Genomic DNA, 18,615 nt, shown 5'->3' on the forward strand with positions numbered 1-18,615 from the left:
TAACTCCCTATGCAAAATTCTCAAGCCTTCTCTGATTCCCTTCCAAAGCATATTGCCATCATTATGGACGGTAATGGCCGTTGGGCTAAGTCCAAAGGAAAACCTCGCGTATTTGGCCATAAAAAAGGCGTTAATGCCGTGCGTAAGACCGTGGCCGCAGCTTCTAAACTTGGCATCAAAGCCATGACATTGTTCGCTTTTAGTAGTGAAAACTGGCGTCGTCCAGAAGAAGAAGTTGGGTTACTGATGGAACTGTTCATTTCGGTACTATCGAGCGAAGTGAAAAAGCTACATAAAAACAACTTACGCTTACGTGTTATTGGCGATACCAGCCGTTTTAGTGAGCGTCTACAAAGTAAGATCATCGAGGCTGAAGCTTTAACGGCAAATAACACCGGGATGGTAATTAACATTGCGGCTAATTATGGCGGTAAGTGGGATATTACAGAGGCAGCGAAAACGTTAGCGCTTAAAGCGCGTAACGGAGAGATTCGTGTAGAGGACATAAATGAGCAGCTAATTACCCAGCATTTGACGATGGCGGATTTACCAGAAGTCGATCTCTTGATTCGTACGAGCGGTGAATGTCGTATCAGCAATTTCATGTTGTGGCAGTTAGCGTATGCAGAAATGTACTTTACTCCAGAGTTCTGGCCAGAATTCGGCGAAGACAGCTTAATAGAGGCTGTGACTTGGTTTATTAACCGCGAACGTCGCTTTGGCTGTACTGGCGAGCAAGTAAAGGCATTAATGGCTGCTCAATAAGGACTAGTTAGTTTGAAACAGAGAATAATAACAGCACTAATTTTAGCTCCCCTGGTTATTTTAGGTATTTTTAAATTACCCCTAATCGGCTTTATTATCGCATTAACTGCGGTAACGCTGTTAGGCTTTTGGGAGTGGACCCAGTTTACAGAAAGCAACTCACGCATTGCTGCGCTTATTCCGGCAGCCGTTGTAACCGGACTAAGTTTTCTATTCATTTCGCCAGATGTAACAAGCTTAAATCAACTTGCAGCACCACACTACGCCGTATTAGCGCTTGGTTTTGCATGGTGGATTATCGCAAGTGGCATGGCAATCACTTATCCTAAAACCACTAACTTATGGCAAGGCAGTAAAGCCCTTCGTCATGTGTTTGGTTTTCTAACTCTGATCCCTTTTCTTTGGAGTGTGATCATTCTTAGAGCTTCTGATATTTCAGTAGATCCATACCACGGCGCAAAACTTGTGCTGTACGTTTGCTTCTTGGTATGGGCTGCAGACAGCGGCGCTTACTTCGCTGGTAAAAGCCTGGGTAAACGCAAAATGGCACCTCATGTGAGCCCAAACAAAACAATCGAAGGTTTGATTGGCGGTATCATCGCAGCATTGATTGTTGGATGGTTATTTGCAGGTTGGTTTGATATCCAATTTACCAGCCCACTTCATATGGTGATCATTACGCTGATTACGGTTGTGATTTCTGTGCTTGGTGACCTAGTCGAAAGCATGTTCAAACGTGTTTCAGGTATCAAAGACAGCAGTAATATCATTCCAGGGCACGGCGGCATTCTTGACCGTATCGACAGCCTAACTGCTGCCTTCCCAGTATTTGCTCTTCTTTACTACGTATTCTAATTTATCGGGAGCGGCTTCGTCGCTCCTGAATTTTTCTAACGGTCTTACATCATGCAAAAGTTAACGATTCTTGGTGCAACAGGCTCAATCGGTGCAAGCACACTTAAAGTGGTTGAACAGAACCCGGAGCTGTTTTCTATCGTCGCATTAGCGGCAAGCACTAACGTTGAAAAGATGGTCGCGCTTTGCCGTAAATGGCAACCAAAATACGCTGTGATGGCGGATAAAGCGGCGGCATTGGCTCTGCAATCAGAACTGGCTTCTATCTCACCAAATACTGAGGTATTAGGTGGTGTTGATGCGCTTTGTCATGTGTCTGCCTTAGAAGAAGTGGACAGCGTAATGGCAGCTATCGTTGGTGCGGCAGGTCTGTTACCGACCATGGCAGCGGTAAAATCGGGTAAACGTGTACTGCTAGCCAATAAAGAAGCGCTAGTAATGTCTGGTCAGCTGTTTATCGATGCGGTTGCCGAGCATGGTGCTCAGCTTCTCCCTGTTGATAGTGAACACAACGCGATCTTCCAGTGCCTCCCACAACAAGTTCAAACTAACCTAGGTCGTTGTAACTTAGAAGAGCATGGTATTTCATCAATTCTTCTCACTGGTTCTGGTGGCCCATTTCGTTACACTGATATCGCAGAGCTAGAGAAAGTGACTCCAGCGCAAGCCATTGCTCACCCTAACTGGTCAATGGGACCAAAAATCTCGGTTGATTCTGCGACCATGATGAATAAGGGTCTTGAGTACATTGAAGCAAAATGGCTATTCAATGCGGCTCGCGAACAGTTGAAAGTGATCATTCACCCTCAGTCGGTGATTCACTCTATGGTGCAATATCGCGATGGTTCAGTATTGGCGCAGATGGGGGAGCCAGATATGGCAACCCCGATTGCATTGACGATGTCTTACCCATCAAGAGTGGATGCCGGAGTGAAACCGCTCGACTTTACTCAAGTTGGTGAGTTGACATTCCTTCAACCTGACTTTGCTCGCTACCCATGTCTTAAGTTAGCGATTGATGCATGCTATGAAGGTCAGCATGCTACAACAGCATTGAATGCCGCGAATGAAGTTGCTGTGGATGCGTTCTTGAATAATGGCCTTGGTTTTACTGATATCGCTCGCATCAATGAGTCAGTTTTGAACAAAATCACGGCAAGCCATACAACTGAGAATGTGAATAACTTGGAAAGCTTGATAGAGCTAGATAGAATGTCACGAACTATCGCCTTAGAATTTTTACGCGAGCGTAGCTAATGACTGGTATCTTGTGGAATTTGGTTTCTTTTATCGTTGCATTGGGCATCTTGGTTGCCGTGCACGAGTTTGGTCACTTTTGGGTTGCGCGTCGTTGCGGTGTAAAAGTTGAAAAGTTTTCTATCGGTTTTGGTAAGTCTATCTGGAGTAAGGTAGGCAAAGACGGAACAGAGTATAGCATCTCTATGATTCCTCTGGGTGGCTACGTCAAGATGGTGGACAGCCGTATTGATGATATCCCAGAACATGAAAAACACCTGGCGTTCGATCAAAAGCCTTTGTGGAAACGCACATCTATCGTTGCCGCTGGCCCTATCTTTAACTTTCTATTTGCTATTGTAGCCTATTGGTTAGTTTTCCTTATTGGTGTACCAGCAGTAAAGCCTGTAATCGGTGAAGTAACACCCAATTCAATCGTTGCTCAAGCAGGAATTGAATCTGGAATGGAACTAAAATCCATCTCAGGTATCAAAACTCCGGACTGGGAATCAGTCAATATGGGGTTAATTTCCCATATTGGTGATGATTCTGTGACGATGACGTTGTCTTCAGCAAACGAAGTTGGTTCAGAGGTCACGAGAACACTTGATATTCGTGATTGGAACTTTGATCCAGAAACGCAATCTACGATGCAATCACTTGGCTTTAAACCATATACGCCAGAGATTTTCACGGAGTTAGCGCAAGTAAGCGAAGGTGGAGCTGCTGAGAAAGCAGGTCTGCAAGCCGACGATAAAATCATCTCGATTAATGGTAATAAGATTTCTAAATGGGAAGAAGTGGTCGAAGCCATTCGTTCTCACCCAGAAACACCAATGGAACTGACAGTGTTACGTCAAGGTGAAGAGCAATCATTCACTTTGACTCCGGGTAGTCGTGAGCTAGCTAACAAACAATTAGTTGGCTTTGCGGGTATCGCACCTAAAGTCGCAGAATGGCCAGAAAGTTATCGCTTCGAATTACAGTTTGGTGTATTCGAGTCTATTGGCAAAGCGATTGACAAAACAGGTCAAGTTATTGGACTTACAATCAGTATGCTTAAGAAACTGATTGTAGGTGATGTTGGTCTGAATAATTTAAGTGGACCAATTTCGATTGCCAAAGGGGCAGGGGCGACAGCAGACTACGGTCTGGTTTACTTTTTAGGTTTTCTAGCACTGATCAGTGTTAACCTAGGTATTATTAACCTCGTTCCTTTACCAATGTTGGATGGTGGTCACCTGCTCTTTTTTGCAATTGAAGCGGTCATCCGACGCCCAGTTCCAGAGAAAGTGCAGGAAATGGGATATAAAATTGGTGGTGCGATTATCTTTTCGTTAATGGCACTGGCACTATTTAATGATTTTACTCGTCTGTGATTCTTCAGAGACATCTAGCAGTAGCAAGGAATAATTAGAACAAATATGGCGATTAAGCGAATTCTATTTGCGAGTTTACTGGCAACCAGTGTCTCGGCAAATGGGGCAGAAAACTTTGTAGTTCAAGACATCCAGATTGAAGGATTACAACGTGTGGCACTTGGTGCTGCGTTGTTGAAAATGCCTGTTCGAGTAGGAGACACGGTCGATTCACAAGATGTTGCGGACATCATTCGTGCTCTTTACGCTTCGGGTAACTTTGAGGATGTAAAAGTACTTAAGGATCAAGATGTACTTGTAGTCCAGGTTAAAGAAAGACCGACTATTGCTAGCATTGCATTTTCTGGTAACAAAGCGATCAAAGATGAGCAGTTACAGGAAAACCTGAATGCATCAGGTATCCGTGAAGGTGAAGCTCTAGACCGAACCACTTTACGTAATATCGAAAAAGGCTTAGAAGATTTTTACTACAGCGTTGGTAAGTACAACGCTACGGTAAAAGCGGTTGTTACTCCATTGCCTCGTAATCGTTCTGATTTGAAATTCGTCTTCACCGAAGGTGTATCGGCGAAGATTCAGCAAATCAACTTTATTGGTAATGAAGTCTTTACTGATGATGAACTCCGCTCTCGTTTTAACTTAAACGTTGATGTGCCGTGGTGGAACTTCCTCGCTGATGAGAAGTATCAAAAGCAAGTACTTGCTGGTGATATTGAAGCTCTGAAATCCTATTACCTAGACCGTGGCTATTTGAAGTTTGATGTAGACTCGACGCAAGTCGCAATTTCCCCAGATAAGAAGGGGGTGTATATCACTCTCGGCCTGGAGGAAGGAGAGGTTTACACCGTTAAAGATGTAAAATTCCGCGGCGATTTGATTGGTGAAGACGCTCGATTCGAGAAAATGGTGCCGTTCGAAGCCAACGAGACCTACAACGGCTCTAAAGTGACCTCACTAGAGGAAGGCATCAAACGTGTGCTCGGTGAGTCTGGCTATGCTTATCCGCAGGTAAGTACAATTCCTGAGTTCGACGACGAGAACAAAGAAGTGTCATTGGTTGTAAATGTTGAGCCAGGTAGCCGCATTTACGTTCGTGATATTCGTTTTACGGGCAACAACTCCACTAAGGACGAAGTTTTGCGCCGTGAGATGCGTCAGATGGAAGGCAGCTGGCTAAACTCGAAATCGATTGAAACGGGTAAAACGCGTCTTAACCGTCTTGGTTACTTCGAAAACGTAGAAGTTCAAACGGTACGTGTTCCTGGCAGCGATGACCAAGTAGATCTTGTTTACTCGGTTAAAGAAGCCAACTCTGGTAGCGTGAACTTTGGTGTCGGCTACGGTACAGAGTCAGGTGTAAGCTTCCAAGTTGGTCTACAGCAAGATAACTTTATTGGTAGTGGTAACCGCGTTGGTATCAATGCGATGATGAATGACTACCAAAAAAATATCAGCTTAGATTACCGAGACCCTTATTGGAACCTCGATGGTGTGAGTCTCGGCGGTAAAATTTTCTATGATGAGTTTGAAGCATCTGAAGCAGGTATCGTTGACTACACCAACGAAAGTTACGGCGCTAACCTGACTTGGGGTTTCCCATTTGATGAACTAAACCGTTTCGAATTTGGTGTTGGTTACACGCACAACAAGATCGGTAACCTTTCTCCTTACCTACAGGTTGAACAGTTCTTACAAGCTCAATCAGAAAATATTGATGCGAACGGTGCATTGAATACCAATGACTTCGATATCAATATTTCTTGGACACGAAACAATTTGAACCGTGGCTATTTCCCTACAGCGGGTAATCACCAACGCGCATTCTATAAGATGACGGTACCAGGTTCTGATGTTCAGTACTTTAAGATGCAATATGACGTGCGTCAGTATGTACCATTGACTAAAAAGCACGAGTTCACGCTCTTGTTCCGCGGCCGTCTAGGTTACGGTAACGGTTATGGTCAGACGAATGGTAACGACAACTTGTTCCCATTCTACGAGAACTATTACGCGGGTGGTTTCACGACTCTACGTGGCTTCGGCTCTAACTCGGTTGGTCCAAAAGCCGTTTACCGTGATTACTCTGGTTCTAACAACGGTGTAGATACCGCGACTGATGACGCAGTAGGTGGTAACGCAGTAGCGTTAGCAAGTTTGGAGCTTATTGTTCCGACCCCATTTGCATCTGATGAAGTTCGTAACCAGATTCGTACCAGTATCTTCTTCGATATGGCAAGTGTTTGGGATACAGAGTTCGATTATCGAGACTCTGGTGCTGAGTTTGGTGACCGTTACTATTACGATTACTCTGATCCTACTAACTACCGTTCATCATATGGTGCGGCGTTACAATGGATGTCTCCAATGGGGCCTCTGGTATTTTCACTAGCGAAACCACTTAAAAAATACGATGGCGATGACGAAGAAGTCTTCACATTCACTATCGGCAGAACCTTCTAAATTTGAGGAAAATATTTTGAATAAAATGATCAAAGCGGCTGGTTTAGGCCTTCTTGTACTGAGCTCATCTATGTTTGCAAACGCTGCAGAAGCAGCGCAAAAGATTGCCTACATCAATACAGCGCAAGTGTTTCAGGCTCTTCCTCAGCGTGAAGTGGTTCTACAAAAAATGCAGAAAGACTTCAAAAGCAAAGCTGATGAGCTTAAGTCAATCCAAGCGCAAGCTAAAACAAAGATTGAGAAGCTGCAGCGTGACGGTGAACTTTTAGGTCAAGAAGAAATTGAGAAGCTACGTATTGATATTGCTAAGCTAGACAGTGAATACAAAGTAAAAGCTCAAGCACTAGAGAAAGCTGGCGCTCGCCGTGAAGCTGAAGAGAAAGCGAAGCTATTCAAATCTATCCAAGATGCAGTAGAAAAAGTTGCTAAGGCGAAAGGTTACGATCTCGTTATTGACACTACTTCACTTCAGTACGGTAAGCCAGAATACAACATCTCTGAAGACGTAATTAAAGCTCTAAAATAAGAAGTTATGAAGACATTAACATTAGCCGAGTTGGCGACAATTACCGGGGGTGAGCTATTTGGTGACGAGTCTCTCGTTGTAAACCGTGTAGCTCCCATGGATAAAGCACAAGAAGGTGATGTTACCTTCTTGTCTAACCCTAAATACGCAAAGCACCTCTCTGAGTGTAAAGCGACAGTTGTAATGGTGAAAGCCGATCACAAGGACCAATGTATTGGAAACTCTCTTGTGGTTGCCGATCCTTACATCGCTTTTGCTCGTGTAGTTCAAGCTATGGATACAACGCCAAAGCCAGCTGATGAGATTGCGCCAAGTGCCGTAATCGCAGCAGACGTGAAGATGGGTACTAACGTAACAATCGGTGCAAACGCAGTGATTGAAACGGGTGTAGAGTTAGGCGACAACGTAAGTATTGGCGCAGGTTGCTTTATCGGTAAAAACGCAAAGCTAGGTAACAACACCAAGCTTTGGGCTAATGTTACTATCTATCATGAAGTGTCGCTGGGCGATGACTGCCTAGTGCAATCTGGCACCGTCATCGGCTCAGACGGTTTCGGTTACGCGAATGACAAAGGTGAGTGGATTAAAATTCCTCAACTTGGCTCTGTACGTATCGGCAACCGTGTTGAGATTGGTGCATGTACCACTATCGACCGTGGTGCTCTTGAAGATACGATCATCGAAGACAATGTAATTCTTGATAACCAACTTCAAATCGCTCACAACGTGCAGATCGGATATGGTACGGTGATGCCCGGTGGTACTATTGTGGCAGGCAGTACAAAAATTGGTAAGTACTGCCAAATCGGTGGCGCGTCGGTTATCAATGGCCACATCGAGATCACGGATGGGGTTGCTATTACCGGTATGGGCATGGTTATGCGCAGTATCGAAGAGAAAGGCCTGTACTCGTCAGGCATTCCATTGCAAACCAACCGAGAGTGGCGTAAGACGGCAACTCGAGTTCACCGCATTGATGAGATGAACAAACGATTGAAAGCCGTTGAAAAGCAACTTAAACCGAAAGAAGAATCTTAGTTCCACTTTCTGAACAAAGACTCGCGAAATGCGGGTCTTTTTCTTCTATAATGACGCGCTATAAGTAGATTTATCACCAAGTGGGTTTACCGTCCCCAGAGTAAGGGGGGGGGCCATCTTGGTTGTTGAGAATTGATATAGGAAGACGACTTTGACTACTGAAAAGAAAACGATGAACATCTCTGAAATTCAAGAGCTACTACCTCATCGCTACCCATTCTTATTGATCGACCGAGTGATTGACTTCCAAGAAGAGAAGTACCTTCACGCGATTAAAAACGTGTCGGTTAATGAACCTCAGTTCACAGGTCACTTTCCACAGCTGCCAGTATTCCCAGGCGTACTAATCTTAGAGGCAATGGCTCAGGCAACTGGCTTACTTGCATTTAAATCATTTGGTGCACCAACGGAAAACGAACTGTACTACTTCGCAAGTGTTGACGGCGCTAAGTTCCGTAAACCTGTAGTGCCAGGCGACCAAATGATTATTGAAGTAGAATTTCTAAAAGAGCGTCGTGGTATTGCTGCATTTAGTGGTGTAGCAAAAGTTGACGGCGAAGTGGTATGTTCAGCAGAGCTGAAGTGTGCTCGTCGAGAGTTTTAATATGATTCATGAAACCGCTAAAATCCACCCAGCAGCGGTGGTAGAAGAAGGCGCGAAAATTGGCGCTAACGTGATCGTTGGTCCTTTCACTTACATCACCTCTACGGTGGAGATTGGTGAAGGCACAGAAGTGATGTCTCACGTAGTGATCAAAGGCCACACCAAAATTGGTAAAGATAACCGCATTTTCCCACATGCTGTGATTGGTGAAGAAAACCAAGACAAGAAGTACGGCGGCGAAGATACAACAGTGGTTATCGGTGACCGTAACGTGATTCGTGAAGCGGTTCAGGTTCACCGTGGTACGGTTCAAGATAAAGCAACGACAGTGATCGGTGACGATAACCTGCTTTGTGTTAACGCGCACATCGCACACGATGTTGTCGTAGGTAACCACACTCACATTGGTAACAATGCGATTCTTGGTGGCCACGTAACCGTAGAAGACCATGCTGGTGTAATGGCGCTTTCTGCTATTCACCCATTCTGTACCGTGGGTGCGTACGCTTACATTGGTGGCTGTTCTGCGGTTGTTCAAGATGTACCAGCTTACGTATTGGCTCAAGGTAACCACGCAACACCATTTGGTTTGAACTTGGTTGGCTTGAAGCGTAACGGTTTCGAAAAACCAGAAATTCGTGCGCTGCAAAAAGCGTACAAAGAAATCTACCGTTCAGGTAAGACTCTGGAAGAAGTGAAACCAATCCTAGCTGAAATGGCACAAGAGTGGCCTGCAGTGAAACGTTTCTCAGATATTCTGGAAACAACGGAACGTGGCATTATTCGTTAATTAACGAATGAGCGGTTAAATTGAAAAGATCGCGCCCAAGTTGGGCTGCGGTCTTTTTGTGTTTTATGGATAACGGTTTGTACGCTGCGGTTTGTAAGGCTACATAGTGTAAATCGCTACCCATAGCGCACAGGAAAATAGCGAAGTAGATATGGAAAGACCATTACGTATCGGCATCATTGCCGGAGAACTGTCTGGCGACACGCTAGGTGAAGGCTTTATCAAGGCGGTAAAACAGCAATACCCAGATGCAGAGTTTGTTGGGATTGGTGGTCCTAAAATGATCGCTCAAGGCTGCGAGTCTCTGTTCGACATGGAAGAGCTGGCCGTAATGGGCTTGGTTGAAGTGCTGGGCCGCTTGCCAAGACTGCTGAAAGTCAAAGCTGAGCTCGTGAAGTACTTCACTGATAACCCGCCGGATGTCTTTGTTGGTATCGATGCGCCAGATTTTAACTTACGTGTTGAGCTAGACTTGAAAAATGCTGGCATTAAAACAGTGCATTACGTAAGCCCGTCGGTTTGGGCGTGGCGTCAAAAGCGCATCTTTAAAATTGAAGCAGCGACTAACCTAGTGTTGGCATTCCTACCGTTTGAAAAAGCGTTCTACGATAAATTCAACGTGCCTTGTGAATTCATTGGTCACACATTGGCTGATGCCATTCCGCTGCAATCAGACAAAGCGCCTGCACGTGAACTACTCGGTTTAGAGCAAGATAAGCAATGGTTAGCGGTACTTCCGGGTAGTCGTGGCAGCGAGTTGAAAATGCTCTCTCAGCCATTTATCGAAACGTGTAAGAAGTTACACCAGAAATTCCCAGATCTTGGTTTTGCCGTTGCGCTAGTAAACCAGAAACGTCGCGAACAATTCGAGCAAGCGTGGAAAGAGCATGCACCAGAGTTGGAGTTCAAGCTGGTGGATGATACGGCGCGTAACGTGATTACCGCTTCCGATGCCGTGATGTTGGCGTCTGGTACCGTAGCGTTAGAGTGCATGCTGCTCAAGCGTCCAATGGTTGTGGGTTACCGTGTAAACGCGGTGACGGCTTTCCTCGCTAAGCGTTTGCTGAAAACCAAATACGTTTCGTTGCCGAACATTCTGGCCGATACTGAGCTGGTTAAAGAATATCTGCAAGATGATTGCACGCCAGACAATTTATTCGACGAAGTATCTCGCTTACTAGAGAGCGACAACCGAGAAATGTTGGATAAGTTCACTGAAATGCACCATTGGATTCGCAAAGATGCGGATCAACAAGCCGCAAATGCGGTTCTAAAACTGATTGAAAAATAGAGATTTACCATGGCTGTAAAACCAAAAATGACCAAAGCAAAAGTTGAACTACCACCGTTTGAATACCCGCAAGGCTATCAGTTGGTTGCGGGTGTTGATGAGGTAGGGCGTGGTCCTTTGGTAGGCGATGTCGTTACCGCCGCGGTTATTTTAGACCCAAATAACCCAATTGAAGGCTTAAACGATTCGAAAAAGCTGAGTGAGAAGAAACGCCTTGCACTGCTGCCAGAAATCAAAGAGAAAGCTTTGGCATGGGCTGTAGGCCGCTGTTCTCCTGAGGAAATTGACGAGCTTAACATCCTGCAAGCGACCATGGTTGCCATGCAACGTGCGATTGCGGGTTTGAAAGTGCAGCCAGATCTTGCACTTATCGATGGTAATCGTTGCCCTGAACTACCAATGGACTCCCAAGCAGTGGTGAAAGGCGATTTGCGCGTGGCGGAAATCAGTGCGGCTTCGATTATCGCTAAAGTGGTTCGCGACCAAGAAATGGAAGAGTTGGATAAACAGCACCCACAGTTTGGCTTTGCTAAGCACAAAGGTTACCCAACCAAAGCGCACTTCGAAGCGATTGAGCAACACGGTGTGATCAGTGAGCACCGTAAAAGCTTCAAACCCGTGAAGAAAGCGCTCGGCATCGAAGAATAGAGCAAAGTATTAGAATGGGCGTATCGGTGTTATAAACCACGCCCGCTTTAGGTTAGAATCCCAAATAAGATTTAGTTTTACGGTACCTGTTAATGTCAGATCCCAAGTTCATTCACCTAAGAATCCACAGTGATTTCTCTATGGTGGATGGTATCAACAAAGTTCCACCGCTCGTTAAGAAAGTCGCCGAACTCGGCATGCCTGCAATGGCATTGACCGATTTCACTAACCTATGTGGTTTGGTGAAGTACTACGGCACTGCGCACGGCAATGGTGTGAAGCCAATCATCGGTGCTGATTTCAAAATGCAATCGGATGAGTTTGGCGAGGAGCTGACGCAATTAACGCTACTAGCAGCAAACAATGAAGGTTACAAAAACCTTACGTTGCTGATTTCAAAAGCTTACCTTCGTGGTCACGTACAGCATCAACCAGTTATCGATAAAGCTTGGTTGGCAGAGTTGTCAGAAGGCTTGATTGTGCTTTCTGGTGCAAAAAACGGTGAAATCGGTAAAGCGTTACTTAAAGGTAACCGCAAAGTGGTGGAAAGCTGTGTGGCTTTTTACCAAGAGTATTTCCCAGATCGTTTCTATCTAGAACTGGTTCGTACTGGTCGTTCAGACGAAGAAACGTACCTGCATTTTGCCGTTGAATTAGCAGAAGAAACTCAACTACCGGTTGTAGCGACCAACGAAGTCGTTTTCATCAGTGAAGACCTATTTGACGCGCACGAAATCCGTGTGGCGATTCACGATGGTTACACGCTAGAAGATCCGCGTCGTCCAAAGAACTATAGTCCAGAACAGTATTTACGTACTGAAGAGGAAATGTGTGAGCTGTTTGCCGACATTCCTGAAGCGCTGGAAAACAGTGTCGAAATTGCTAAACGCTGTAACGTGACGGTACGTCTTGGCGAATACTTCCTACCTGCCTTCCCAACCGAAGGGATGGAAGAAACCGAATTCTTGGTAATGAAATCCCGTGAAGGCTTGGAAGAGCGTCTTGAATTCTTATTCCCAGACGAAGCTGAGCGTAAAGAACGTCGACCAGAATACGATGACCGCCTGCAAATCGAACTCGATGTAATCAACCAAATGGGATTCCCTGGTTACTTCTTGATCGTAATGGAGTTTATCCAGTGGTCGAAAGACAACGCGATTCCGGTGGGGCCGGGTCGTGGTTCGGGTGCCGGTTCTTTGGTGGCATACGCACTAAAAATCACCGACCTTGACCCACTGGAATATGACCTTCTTTTCGAACGTTTCTTGAACCCAGAACGTGTCTCCATGCCCGATTTCGATGTCGACTTCTGTATGGATAAGCGTGATCAAGTAATTGACCACGTTGCGGAAATGTATGGTCGTGATGCGGTATCGCAGATCATCACTTTCGGTACCATGGCAGCAAAAGCGGTAATTCGAGATGTTGGCCGTGTACTTGGCCATCCATTTGGTTTCGTTGATCGTATTTCCAAATTGGTTCCGCCTGACCCAGGCATGACGCTAGAGAAAGCGTTTAAAGCTGAACCTGCATTGCCAGAACTTTACGACGCCGATGAAGAAGTAAAAGAGCTGATCGACAAGTGTCGTATCCTTGAAGGTTGTACACGAAATGCCGGTAAGCACGCGGGTGGTGTTGTAATCTCGCCAACCACGATCACAGACTTTGCACCGATTTATGCCGATGCTGAAGGCCACTTCCCGGTGACACAGTTCGATAAGAACGACGTAGAAACCGCGGGTCTGGTTAAGTTTGACTTCTTGGGGCTACGTACCCTAACTATTATCGATTGGGCATTGGGACTGATTAACCCGCGACTAGAGCGTGAAGGTAAAGAGCCAGTTCAGATCGAGTCTATCCCATTGGTGGACCCGGCATCTTTCCGACTGTTGCAAAACTCTGAAACCACCGCGGTATTCCAGCTTGAATCACGCGGTATGAAAGAGCTAATCAAACGTCTGCAACCAGACTGTTTCGAAGATATCATCGCATTGGTTGCCCTTTTCCGCCCTGGCCCGCTACAGTCGGGCATGGTAGATAACTTTATCGACCGTAAGCACGGCCGAGAAGCGATCTCTTATCCTGATGAAAAGTGGCAACATGAATCGCTAAAAGAAATTCTCGATCCAACTTACGGCATCATTCTGTATCAGGAACAGGTAATGCAGATCGCACAGGTACTGTCTGGCTACACCCTTGGTGGTGCGGACATGCTTCGTCGTGCGATGGGTAAGAAAAAGCCGGAAGAGATGGCGAAGCAGCGTGCTACCTTCGAAGAGGGCGCGGTTGCTAACGGCGTCGATGGCGAATTGGCGATGAAGATCTTCGACTTGGTAGAAAAGTTCGCGGGTTACGGCTTTAACAAATCACACTCGGCTGCCTATGCGTTGGTTTCTTACCAAACGTTATGGTTAAAAACGCACTATCCTGCAGAATTTATGGCAGCGGTAATGACCGCCGATATGGATAACACCGAAAAGGTCGTTGGTCTTGTGGACGAGTGTTTCCGCATGAAACTGACAGTCTTGCCACCTGATATTAACTCGGGCTTGTATCGCTTTAACGTGGATGAAAATGGCGCGATTGTTTATGGTATCGGTGCGATAAAAGGCGTGGGTGAAGGCCCCATTGATGCGATATTAGAAGCGCGTAATAAAGGCGGTCACTTCATCGACTTATTTGACTTCTGTGCACGTATCGATCTGAAAAAGGTCAACAAACGTGTTATCGAAAAACTGATTTATGCTGGAGCGCTAGATAGGCTAGGCCCACACCGAGCAGCGTTGATGGCCTCGCTCAATGACGCAGTAAAAGCGGCAAGCCAACACCACCAAGCTGAAGCATTTGGTCAAACCGACATGTTCGGTGTACTGACTGATGCGCCGGAAGAAGTAGAGCATAAATATACTCAGGTGCCAGCTTGGCCTGAGAAAGTATGGTTAGAGGGTGAACGTGAGACGCTCGGTTTATATTTGACCGGGCACCCAGTTAACGCATACATAAAGGAACTAAATAAGTACGTTAGTTGTCGACTAAAAGACGCCACTCCAACTCGCCGTGATCAATCCGTGACCGTGGCGGGCTTGGTAATTGCAGCTCGCGTAATGACAACTAAACGTGGTACGCGCATCGGTTTGATGACTTTGGATGATCGAAGTGGTCGAATGGAGGTGATGTTGTTCTCAGATGCGCTTGATAGATATGCGGAACTTCTCGAAAAAGATAAAATTTTGGTCGTTTCTGGACAGGTCAGCTTTGATGACTTCAATGGTGGCCTTAAAATGTCGGCGCGTGAAGTTATGGATCTCGGCAGTGCTCGTGAAAAGTATGCACGAGGTTTGTCAGTATCAATTGATGCTCAACAGGTAAATGACAAATTCTTTGAGCAATTTACTCGTATTCTAGAGCCACATAAAGCCGGGACCGTACCTGTCAATGTATACTATCAGCGTGCCGACGCCAGAGCGCGGTTAACTTTGGGCACCGAATGGCGAGTAACGCCAAGTGATACATTACTCGATGATTTAAAACAGTTGCTTGGCAAAGGCCAGGTAGAACTCGAATTTAACTAAAAAAATTCAGCGCAATATGTAAGACGTTGAGTAAAAAAGGATTCATAGATGAGCCTAAACTTTCTTGAATTTGAAAAGCCAATCGCAGAACTAGAAGCGAAAATTGAAGCACTACGTGACGTGTCTCGTCATGGTGGTGATTCTGCGGTTGACCTTGATAAAGAAATCGAACAGCTTGAGAAAAAGAGCCTAGAATTGAAGAAGAAAACCTTCAGCAACTTAGGTGCATGGGAAACGGCTCAACTGGCTCGTCACCCTTTACGTCCATACACATTAGATTACATCAAGCACGCATTTGATGAATTTGATGAGCTAGCGGGTGACCGTGCGTTCGCAGACGACAAAGCAATTGTTGGCGGTATTGCACGCCTTGAAGGTCGTCCAGTGATGATCATCGGTCACCAAAAAGGTCGTGAAACTAAAGAGAAAGTGAAGCGTAACTTCGGTATGCCTAAACCAGAAGGTTACCGTAAAGCACTGCGTTTGATGGAAATGGCTGAGCGTTTCAACATGCCAATCATCACTTTTATCGACACAGCAGGTGCGTACCCAGGTGTTGGCGCGGAAGAGCGTGGCCAATCTGAAGCGATCGCAACCAACCTTAAAGTGATGTCTGGTCTTAAAGTGCCAGTGATTTGTAACGTTGTTGGTGAAGGCGGTTCTGGTGGTGCACTAGCAATTGGTGTTGGCGACTACGTGAACATGCTTCAGTACTCTACGTACTCAGTAATCTCACCAGAAGGTTGTGCCTCAATCCTATGGCGTGATTCAGACAAAGCACCTCAAGCGGCAGACGCAATGGGTCTAACAGCACCACGTCTAAAAGAACTTGAGCTTATCGATGAAATCATCGAAGAGCCACTAGGTGGCGCACACCGCGATCACGTTCAAATGGCTGCAAACATGAAAGCAAATCTACTTCGTCAGCTAGAAGATCTTGAGCAACTAGACCAGGAAACGCTACTTGAGCGCCGTTACCAGCGTCTAATGAACTATGGTTACTGCTAATTACAGCTGTTGCTAGGCGCTAGCTGATCTCTCGCAAGATAACAGATAAAATAGAAAGGGTTGGGCAAACGTCCAGCCCTTTTTTGTTTCTACTGGATGGCTTATGGAATCGCTTTATTCGCAATTTACTCAAGTTCTCGACCGCTACTACCAATCAGGCTCCAAGATTGTCTTGGCGTTTAGTGGTGGAGTGGATTCGCGTCTGTTGCTGGAACTGCTTAGTCGTTATCAGCAAGTGAATTCTACAGGTAATAACCCAATCAAATGCCACGCCGTATACGTGCATCACGGTTTGAGCTCGAACGCAGACGACTGGGCAGACAAATGTTTAATGTGGGCTGAGCAGGTGGGAATCACGTGTTCTGTTGAGCAAGTGAGCTTAGACATTAACAGTGGCGATAGTATTGAGTTGTTGGCTCGTGAAGCGCGCTATCAAGTGTTGTCTAAGCATATCCAAGCGAGTGACTTATTGCTGACTGGACAACATGCTGATGACCAAGTGGAAACCTTCTTACTAGCGCTTAAACGCGGTAGTGGCCCGAAAGGTCTATCTTCGATGGCAGAGAGTATGCCTTTCGCTGGTGGTATGTTGGTTCGCCCACTATTGGCAATTAAGCGTGAGCAAATCGAAGCTGCAGCGAAGGAAGAAGGCCTAGATTGGGTGGAAGACGAGAGTAATCAAGATACGCGTTACGATCGCAATTTCCTTCGACACCGTATTGTTCCAGATCTCTCTGAACGTTGGCCGAGTATTCACCAAGCAGTGCAGCGGAGTGCTAGCTTGTGCGCTCAGCAAGAAGCCTTGTTGGATGAGCTGCTTGGCGCGGTGTTTGAACGTGCTCTGCAAAGCGATCTGAGCTTGAGCATTGATGAGCTAGTCACCCACAGTGACCTTGCACGGGCACGATTAATCCGGATGTGGTTAGCGAAGTTGAATGCAAACATGCCAACTCAAGTGCAACTCAATTTAATTTGGAATGAGGTCGGATTGGCACAGCAAGATGCCAATCCTAAGCTGCAACTTAAGCAGGGGGAAGTTCGCCGTTTTCAAAATCGCCTTTATTGGGTAACTGAAACTGCCGATGTCACGACGTGGCAGAGTGACATTCAAACCGATACGGCGTTGGTATTGCCTGAGCGACTCGGAGAGCTCACTTTGAATACCAGTTCAGAACAAGCCACCATTGCCTTACCGCCCCAGCCAGAGCTTCTGAGGGTGACGTTTAATCCCGAAGGATTATCTGCGCACCCAACCACACGCAATCACAGCCGCAAGCTCAAGAAGCTGTTTCAAGAGTACAATGTACCGAGTTGGTTACGTCGTCAAATACCAATTTTGATGTATCAAAACCAAGTAGTAGCCGTTGCTGGTTTATTTGTTGATCGAGCTTTTAGCGGTCAAGATTGTGAGCTGATATGGCGCAAGTCGTTGTAATTCATGTCACAATGCCAATGAATACTTAAAAAATACCCCGATGGAAGTTGCCTCTGCTTTGTGCAGATGTTCCGCAATCTGAAGGCAAGCGTATATTGGTGGTTAATAACAAATGATTAGGTGAAGCAATGAAGAAAATGATGGTAGGGGCAGTGGTTGCCTTGGGTATGTTAAGTGGACAAGTATTGGCTGCAGGTGACGTGGCAGCAGGACAAGCTAAAGCGGCAGTGTGTGCGGCATGTCATGGTGCAGATGGTATCGCTGTGATTCCAGGTTACCCAAACCTGAAAGGCCAAAATGAGCAGTACATCGCCACGTCCATAAAGGCTTACAAGCAAGGCCAGCGTACAGGCGGTTTAGCTCCAGTTATGCAAGCACAAGCCAACTTGCTGTCTGATGAAGATATCGCAAATTTAGCAGCGTTTTACGCAAGTTTGAAATAGTACAATAAAGAAGAATGAGAAAAAGCCAGAGCAATGCTCTGGCTTTTTACCTATTGAACAATATGATATCAGAGGCATTACCGTGTTTATTGCAAAATAAACACTGTTGGTATCAGCATTTTCAGTCGTGTGGTAACAACAAGGATTGAATGTTGTGAGGCGCTAACCGATAATATGCGCAAACGATTGAAGCTTAAGGGATGAACATGAAAAAGATTGAAGCGATTATCAAGCCATTCAAATTGGATGATGTTCGAGAAGCATTGGCTGAAGTAGGCATTACAGGGATGACCGTCTCTGAAGTGAAAGGCTTTGGTCGCCAGAAAGGTCACACAGAATTGTACCGCGGTGCGGAGTACATGGTGGATTTCCTTCCTAAAGTGAAGTTAGAAATCGTTGTGACGGAAGACGTTGCAGACAAGTGTGTAGAAACCATCATCGAAACAGCGCAAACTGGTAAGATCGGTGACGGTAAGATCTTCGTAACTGATATCGAGCGTGTCGTACGTATTCGTACTGGTGAAGAAGACGAAGACGCAATCTAAGTTCATAGTGCGATTTCTTT

At 45.8% G+C, this 18,615-nt stretch carries 16 protein-coding genes; all 16 read left to right on the plus strand.

Going from position 1 to position 18,615, the window contains the following annotated elements; translation table 11 throughout:
* The first annotated feature begins 9 nt into the window (after positions 1 to 9).
* The 16 genes from BSZ04_RS12060 (at position 10) to glnB (ending at position 18,595) form a co-directional block, all read left to right on the plus strand.
* The gene (locus tag BSZ04_RS12060; protein ID WP_088880474.1) at positions 10 to 765 is read left to right on the plus strand and encodes an isoprenyl transferase; all 756 of its coding nucleotides are present in this window, start codon (positions 10 to 12) and stop codon (positions 763 to 765) included.
* 12 nt (positions 766 to 777) lie between these two features.
* A complete protein-coding gene (locus BSZ04_RS12065; RefSeq protein WP_088880475.1) occupies positions 778 to 1,620 on the plus strand; it encodes a phosphatidate cytidylyltransferase in 843 nt (280 codons plus the stop codon).
* 51 nt (positions 1,621 to 1,671) lie between these two features.
* On the plus strand, positions 1,672 to 2,877 hold the full coding sequence (ispC, locus tag BSZ04_RS12070) for a 1-deoxy-D-xylulose-5-phosphate reductoisomerase (protein WP_071234567.1): 1,206 nt from the start codon (positions 1,672 to 1,674) through the stop codon (positions 2,875 to 2,877).
* Entirely contained in the window at positions 2,877 to 4,235 is a 1,359-nt protein-coding gene (gene rseP / locus BSZ04_RS12075; RefSeq protein ID WP_045394151.1) for a sigma E protease regulator RseP, read from the plus strand. The genes ispC and rseP overlap by 1 nt, the downstream gene beginning before the upstream one ends.
* Positions 4,236 to 4,280: 45 nt before the next feature.
* Positions 4,281 to 6,695: an outer membrane protein assembly factor BamA gene (gene bamA / locus BSZ04_RS12080; protein WP_038882872.1), complete on the plus strand. Its 2,415-nt coding sequence runs from the start codon at positions 4,281 to 4,283 to the stop codon at positions 6,693 to 6,695.
* A 16-nt stretch (positions 6,696 to 6,711) separates the two neighbouring features.
* The gene (locus BSZ04_RS12085) at positions 6,712 to 7,221 is read left to right on the plus strand and encodes an OmpH family outer membrane protein (protein WP_010449736.1); all 510 of its coding nucleotides are present in this window, start codon (positions 6,712 to 6,714) and stop codon (positions 7,219 to 7,221) included.
* 6 nt (positions 7,222 to 7,227) lie between these two features.
* Positions 7,228 to 8,259, plus strand: coding sequence for a UDP-3-O-(3-hydroxymyristoyl)glucosamine N-acyltransferase (gene lpxD / locus BSZ04_RS12090; RefSeq protein WP_010449735.1), 1,032 nt, complete (start codon positions 7,228 to 7,230; stop codon positions 8,257 to 8,259).
* Between the two features lie 151 nt (positions 8,260 to 8,410).
* A complete protein-coding gene (gene fabZ, locus BSZ04_RS12095; protein ID WP_005430234.1) occupies positions 8,411 to 8,863 on the plus strand; it encodes a 3-hydroxyacyl-ACP dehydratase FabZ in 453 nt (150 codons plus the stop codon).
* 1 nt (position 8,864) lies between these two features.
* Entirely contained in the window at positions 8,865 to 9,653 is a 789-nt protein-coding gene (gene lpxA / locus BSZ04_RS12100) for an acyl-ACP--UDP-N-acetylglucosamine O-acyltransferase (protein WP_010449732.1), read from the plus strand.
* Positions 9,654 to 9,804: 151 nt separating this feature from the next.
* The gene (gene lpxB, locus BSZ04_RS12105; RefSeq protein WP_088880476.1) at positions 9,805 to 10,944 is read left to right on the plus strand and encodes a lipid-A-disaccharide synthase; all 1,140 of its coding nucleotides are present in this window, start codon (positions 9,805 to 9,807) and stop codon (positions 10,942 to 10,944) included.
* 9 nt (positions 10,945 to 10,953) lie between these two features.
* The gene (rnhB, locus tag BSZ04_RS12110) at positions 10,954 to 11,592 is read left to right on the plus strand and encodes a ribonuclease HII (RefSeq protein WP_010449728.1); all 639 of its coding nucleotides are present in this window, start codon (positions 10,954 to 10,956) and stop codon (positions 11,590 to 11,592) included.
* Positions 11,593 to 11,684: 92 nt separating this feature from the next.
* Positions 11,685 to 15,164: a DNA polymerase III subunit alpha gene (gene dnaE, locus BSZ04_RS12115; protein ID WP_088880477.1), complete on the plus strand. Its 3,480-nt coding sequence runs from the start codon at positions 11,685 to 11,687 to the stop codon at positions 15,162 to 15,164.
* Between the two features lie 48 nt (positions 15,165 to 15,212).
* The gene (gene accA, locus BSZ04_RS12120) at positions 15,213 to 16,172 is read left to right on the plus strand and encodes an acetyl-CoA carboxylase carboxyl transferase subunit alpha (RefSeq protein WP_010449724.1); all 960 of its coding nucleotides are present in this window, start codon (positions 15,213 to 15,215) and stop codon (positions 16,170 to 16,172) included.
* Between the two features lie 103 nt (positions 16,173 to 16,275).
* Positions 16,276 to 17,607: a tRNA lysidine(34) synthetase TilS gene (gene tilS / locus BSZ04_RS12125; RefSeq protein ID WP_088880478.1), complete on the plus strand. Its 1,332-nt coding sequence runs from the start codon at positions 16,276 to 16,278 to the stop codon at positions 17,605 to 17,607.
* A gap of 128 nt (positions 17,608 to 17,735) precedes the next feature.
* Positions 17,736 to 18,050 carry a c-type cytochrome gene (locus BSZ04_RS12130; protein WP_010449720.1) on the plus strand — a complete coding sequence of 105 codons (315 nt, stop codon included), beginning with the start codon at positions 17,736 to 17,738 and terminating at the stop codon, positions 18,048 to 18,050.
* Positions 18,051 to 18,256: 206 nt separating this feature from the next.
* Positions 18,257 to 18,595, plus strand: a complete 339-nt coding sequence (gene glnB, locus BSZ04_RS12135) for a nitrogen regulatory protein P-II (RefSeq protein ID WP_005380372.1) — start codon at positions 18,257 to 18,259, stop codon at positions 18,593 to 18,595.
* Positions 18,596 to 18,615 lie beyond the last annotated feature (20 nt).

The organism is Vibrio rotiferianus (assembly GCF_002214395.1).
GTDB classification, from domain to species: domain Bacteria; phylum Pseudomonadota; class Gammaproteobacteria; order Enterobacterales; family Vibrionaceae; genus Vibrio; species Vibrio rotiferianus.

Excerpts from the sequence above, each read along its gene's own strand:
- bamA (WP_038882872.1), top strand. The coding sequence starts at position 4,281 with ATGGCGATTAAGCGAATTCTATTTGCGAGTTTACTGGCAACCAGTGTC.
- accA (WP_010449724.1), top strand. The coding sequence starts at position 15,213 with ATGAGCCTAAACTTTCTTGAATTTGAAAAGCCAATCGCAGAACTAGAA.
- rnhB (WP_010449728.1), top strand. The coding sequence starts at position 10,954 with ATGGCTGTAAAACCAAAAATGACCAAAGCAAAAGTTGAACTACCACCG.
- tilS (WP_088880478.1), top strand. The coding sequence starts at position 16,276 with ATGGAATCGCTTTATTCGCAATTTACTCAAGTTCTCGACCGCTACTAC.
- BSZ04_RS12130 (WP_010449720.1), top strand. The coding sequence starts at position 17,736 with ATGAAGAAAATGATGGTAGGGGCAGTGGTTGCCTTGGGTATGTTAAGT.
- dnaE (WP_088880477.1), top strand. The coding sequence starts at position 11,685 with ATGTCAGATCCCAAGTTCATTCACCTAAGAATCCACAGTGATTTCTCT.
- lpxA (WP_010449732.1), top strand. The coding sequence starts at position 8,865 with ATGATTCATGAAACCGCTAAAATCCACCCAGCAGCGGTGGTAGAAGAA.
- lpxB (WP_088880476.1), top strand. The coding sequence starts at position 9,805 with ATGGAAAGACCATTACGTATCGGCATCATTGCCGGAGAACTGTCTGGC.
- BSZ04_RS12060 (WP_088880474.1), top strand. The coding sequence starts at position 10 with ATGCAAAATTCTCAAGCCTTCTCTGATTCCCTTCCAAAGCATATTGCC.
- ispC (WP_071234567.1), top strand. The coding sequence starts at position 1,672 with ATGCAAAAGTTAACGATTCTTGGTGCAACAGGCTCAATCGGTGCAAGC.
- rseP (WP_045394151.1), top strand. The coding sequence starts at position 2,877 with ATGACTGGTATCTTGTGGAATTTGGTTTCTTTTATCGTTGCATTGGGC.
- glnB (WP_005380372.1), top strand. The coding sequence starts at position 18,257 with ATGAAAAAGATTGAAGCGATTATCAAGCCATTCAAATTGGATGATGTT.
- lpxD (WP_010449735.1), top strand. The coding sequence starts at position 7,228 with ATGAAGACATTAACATTAGCCGAGTTGGCGACAATTACCGGGGGTGAG.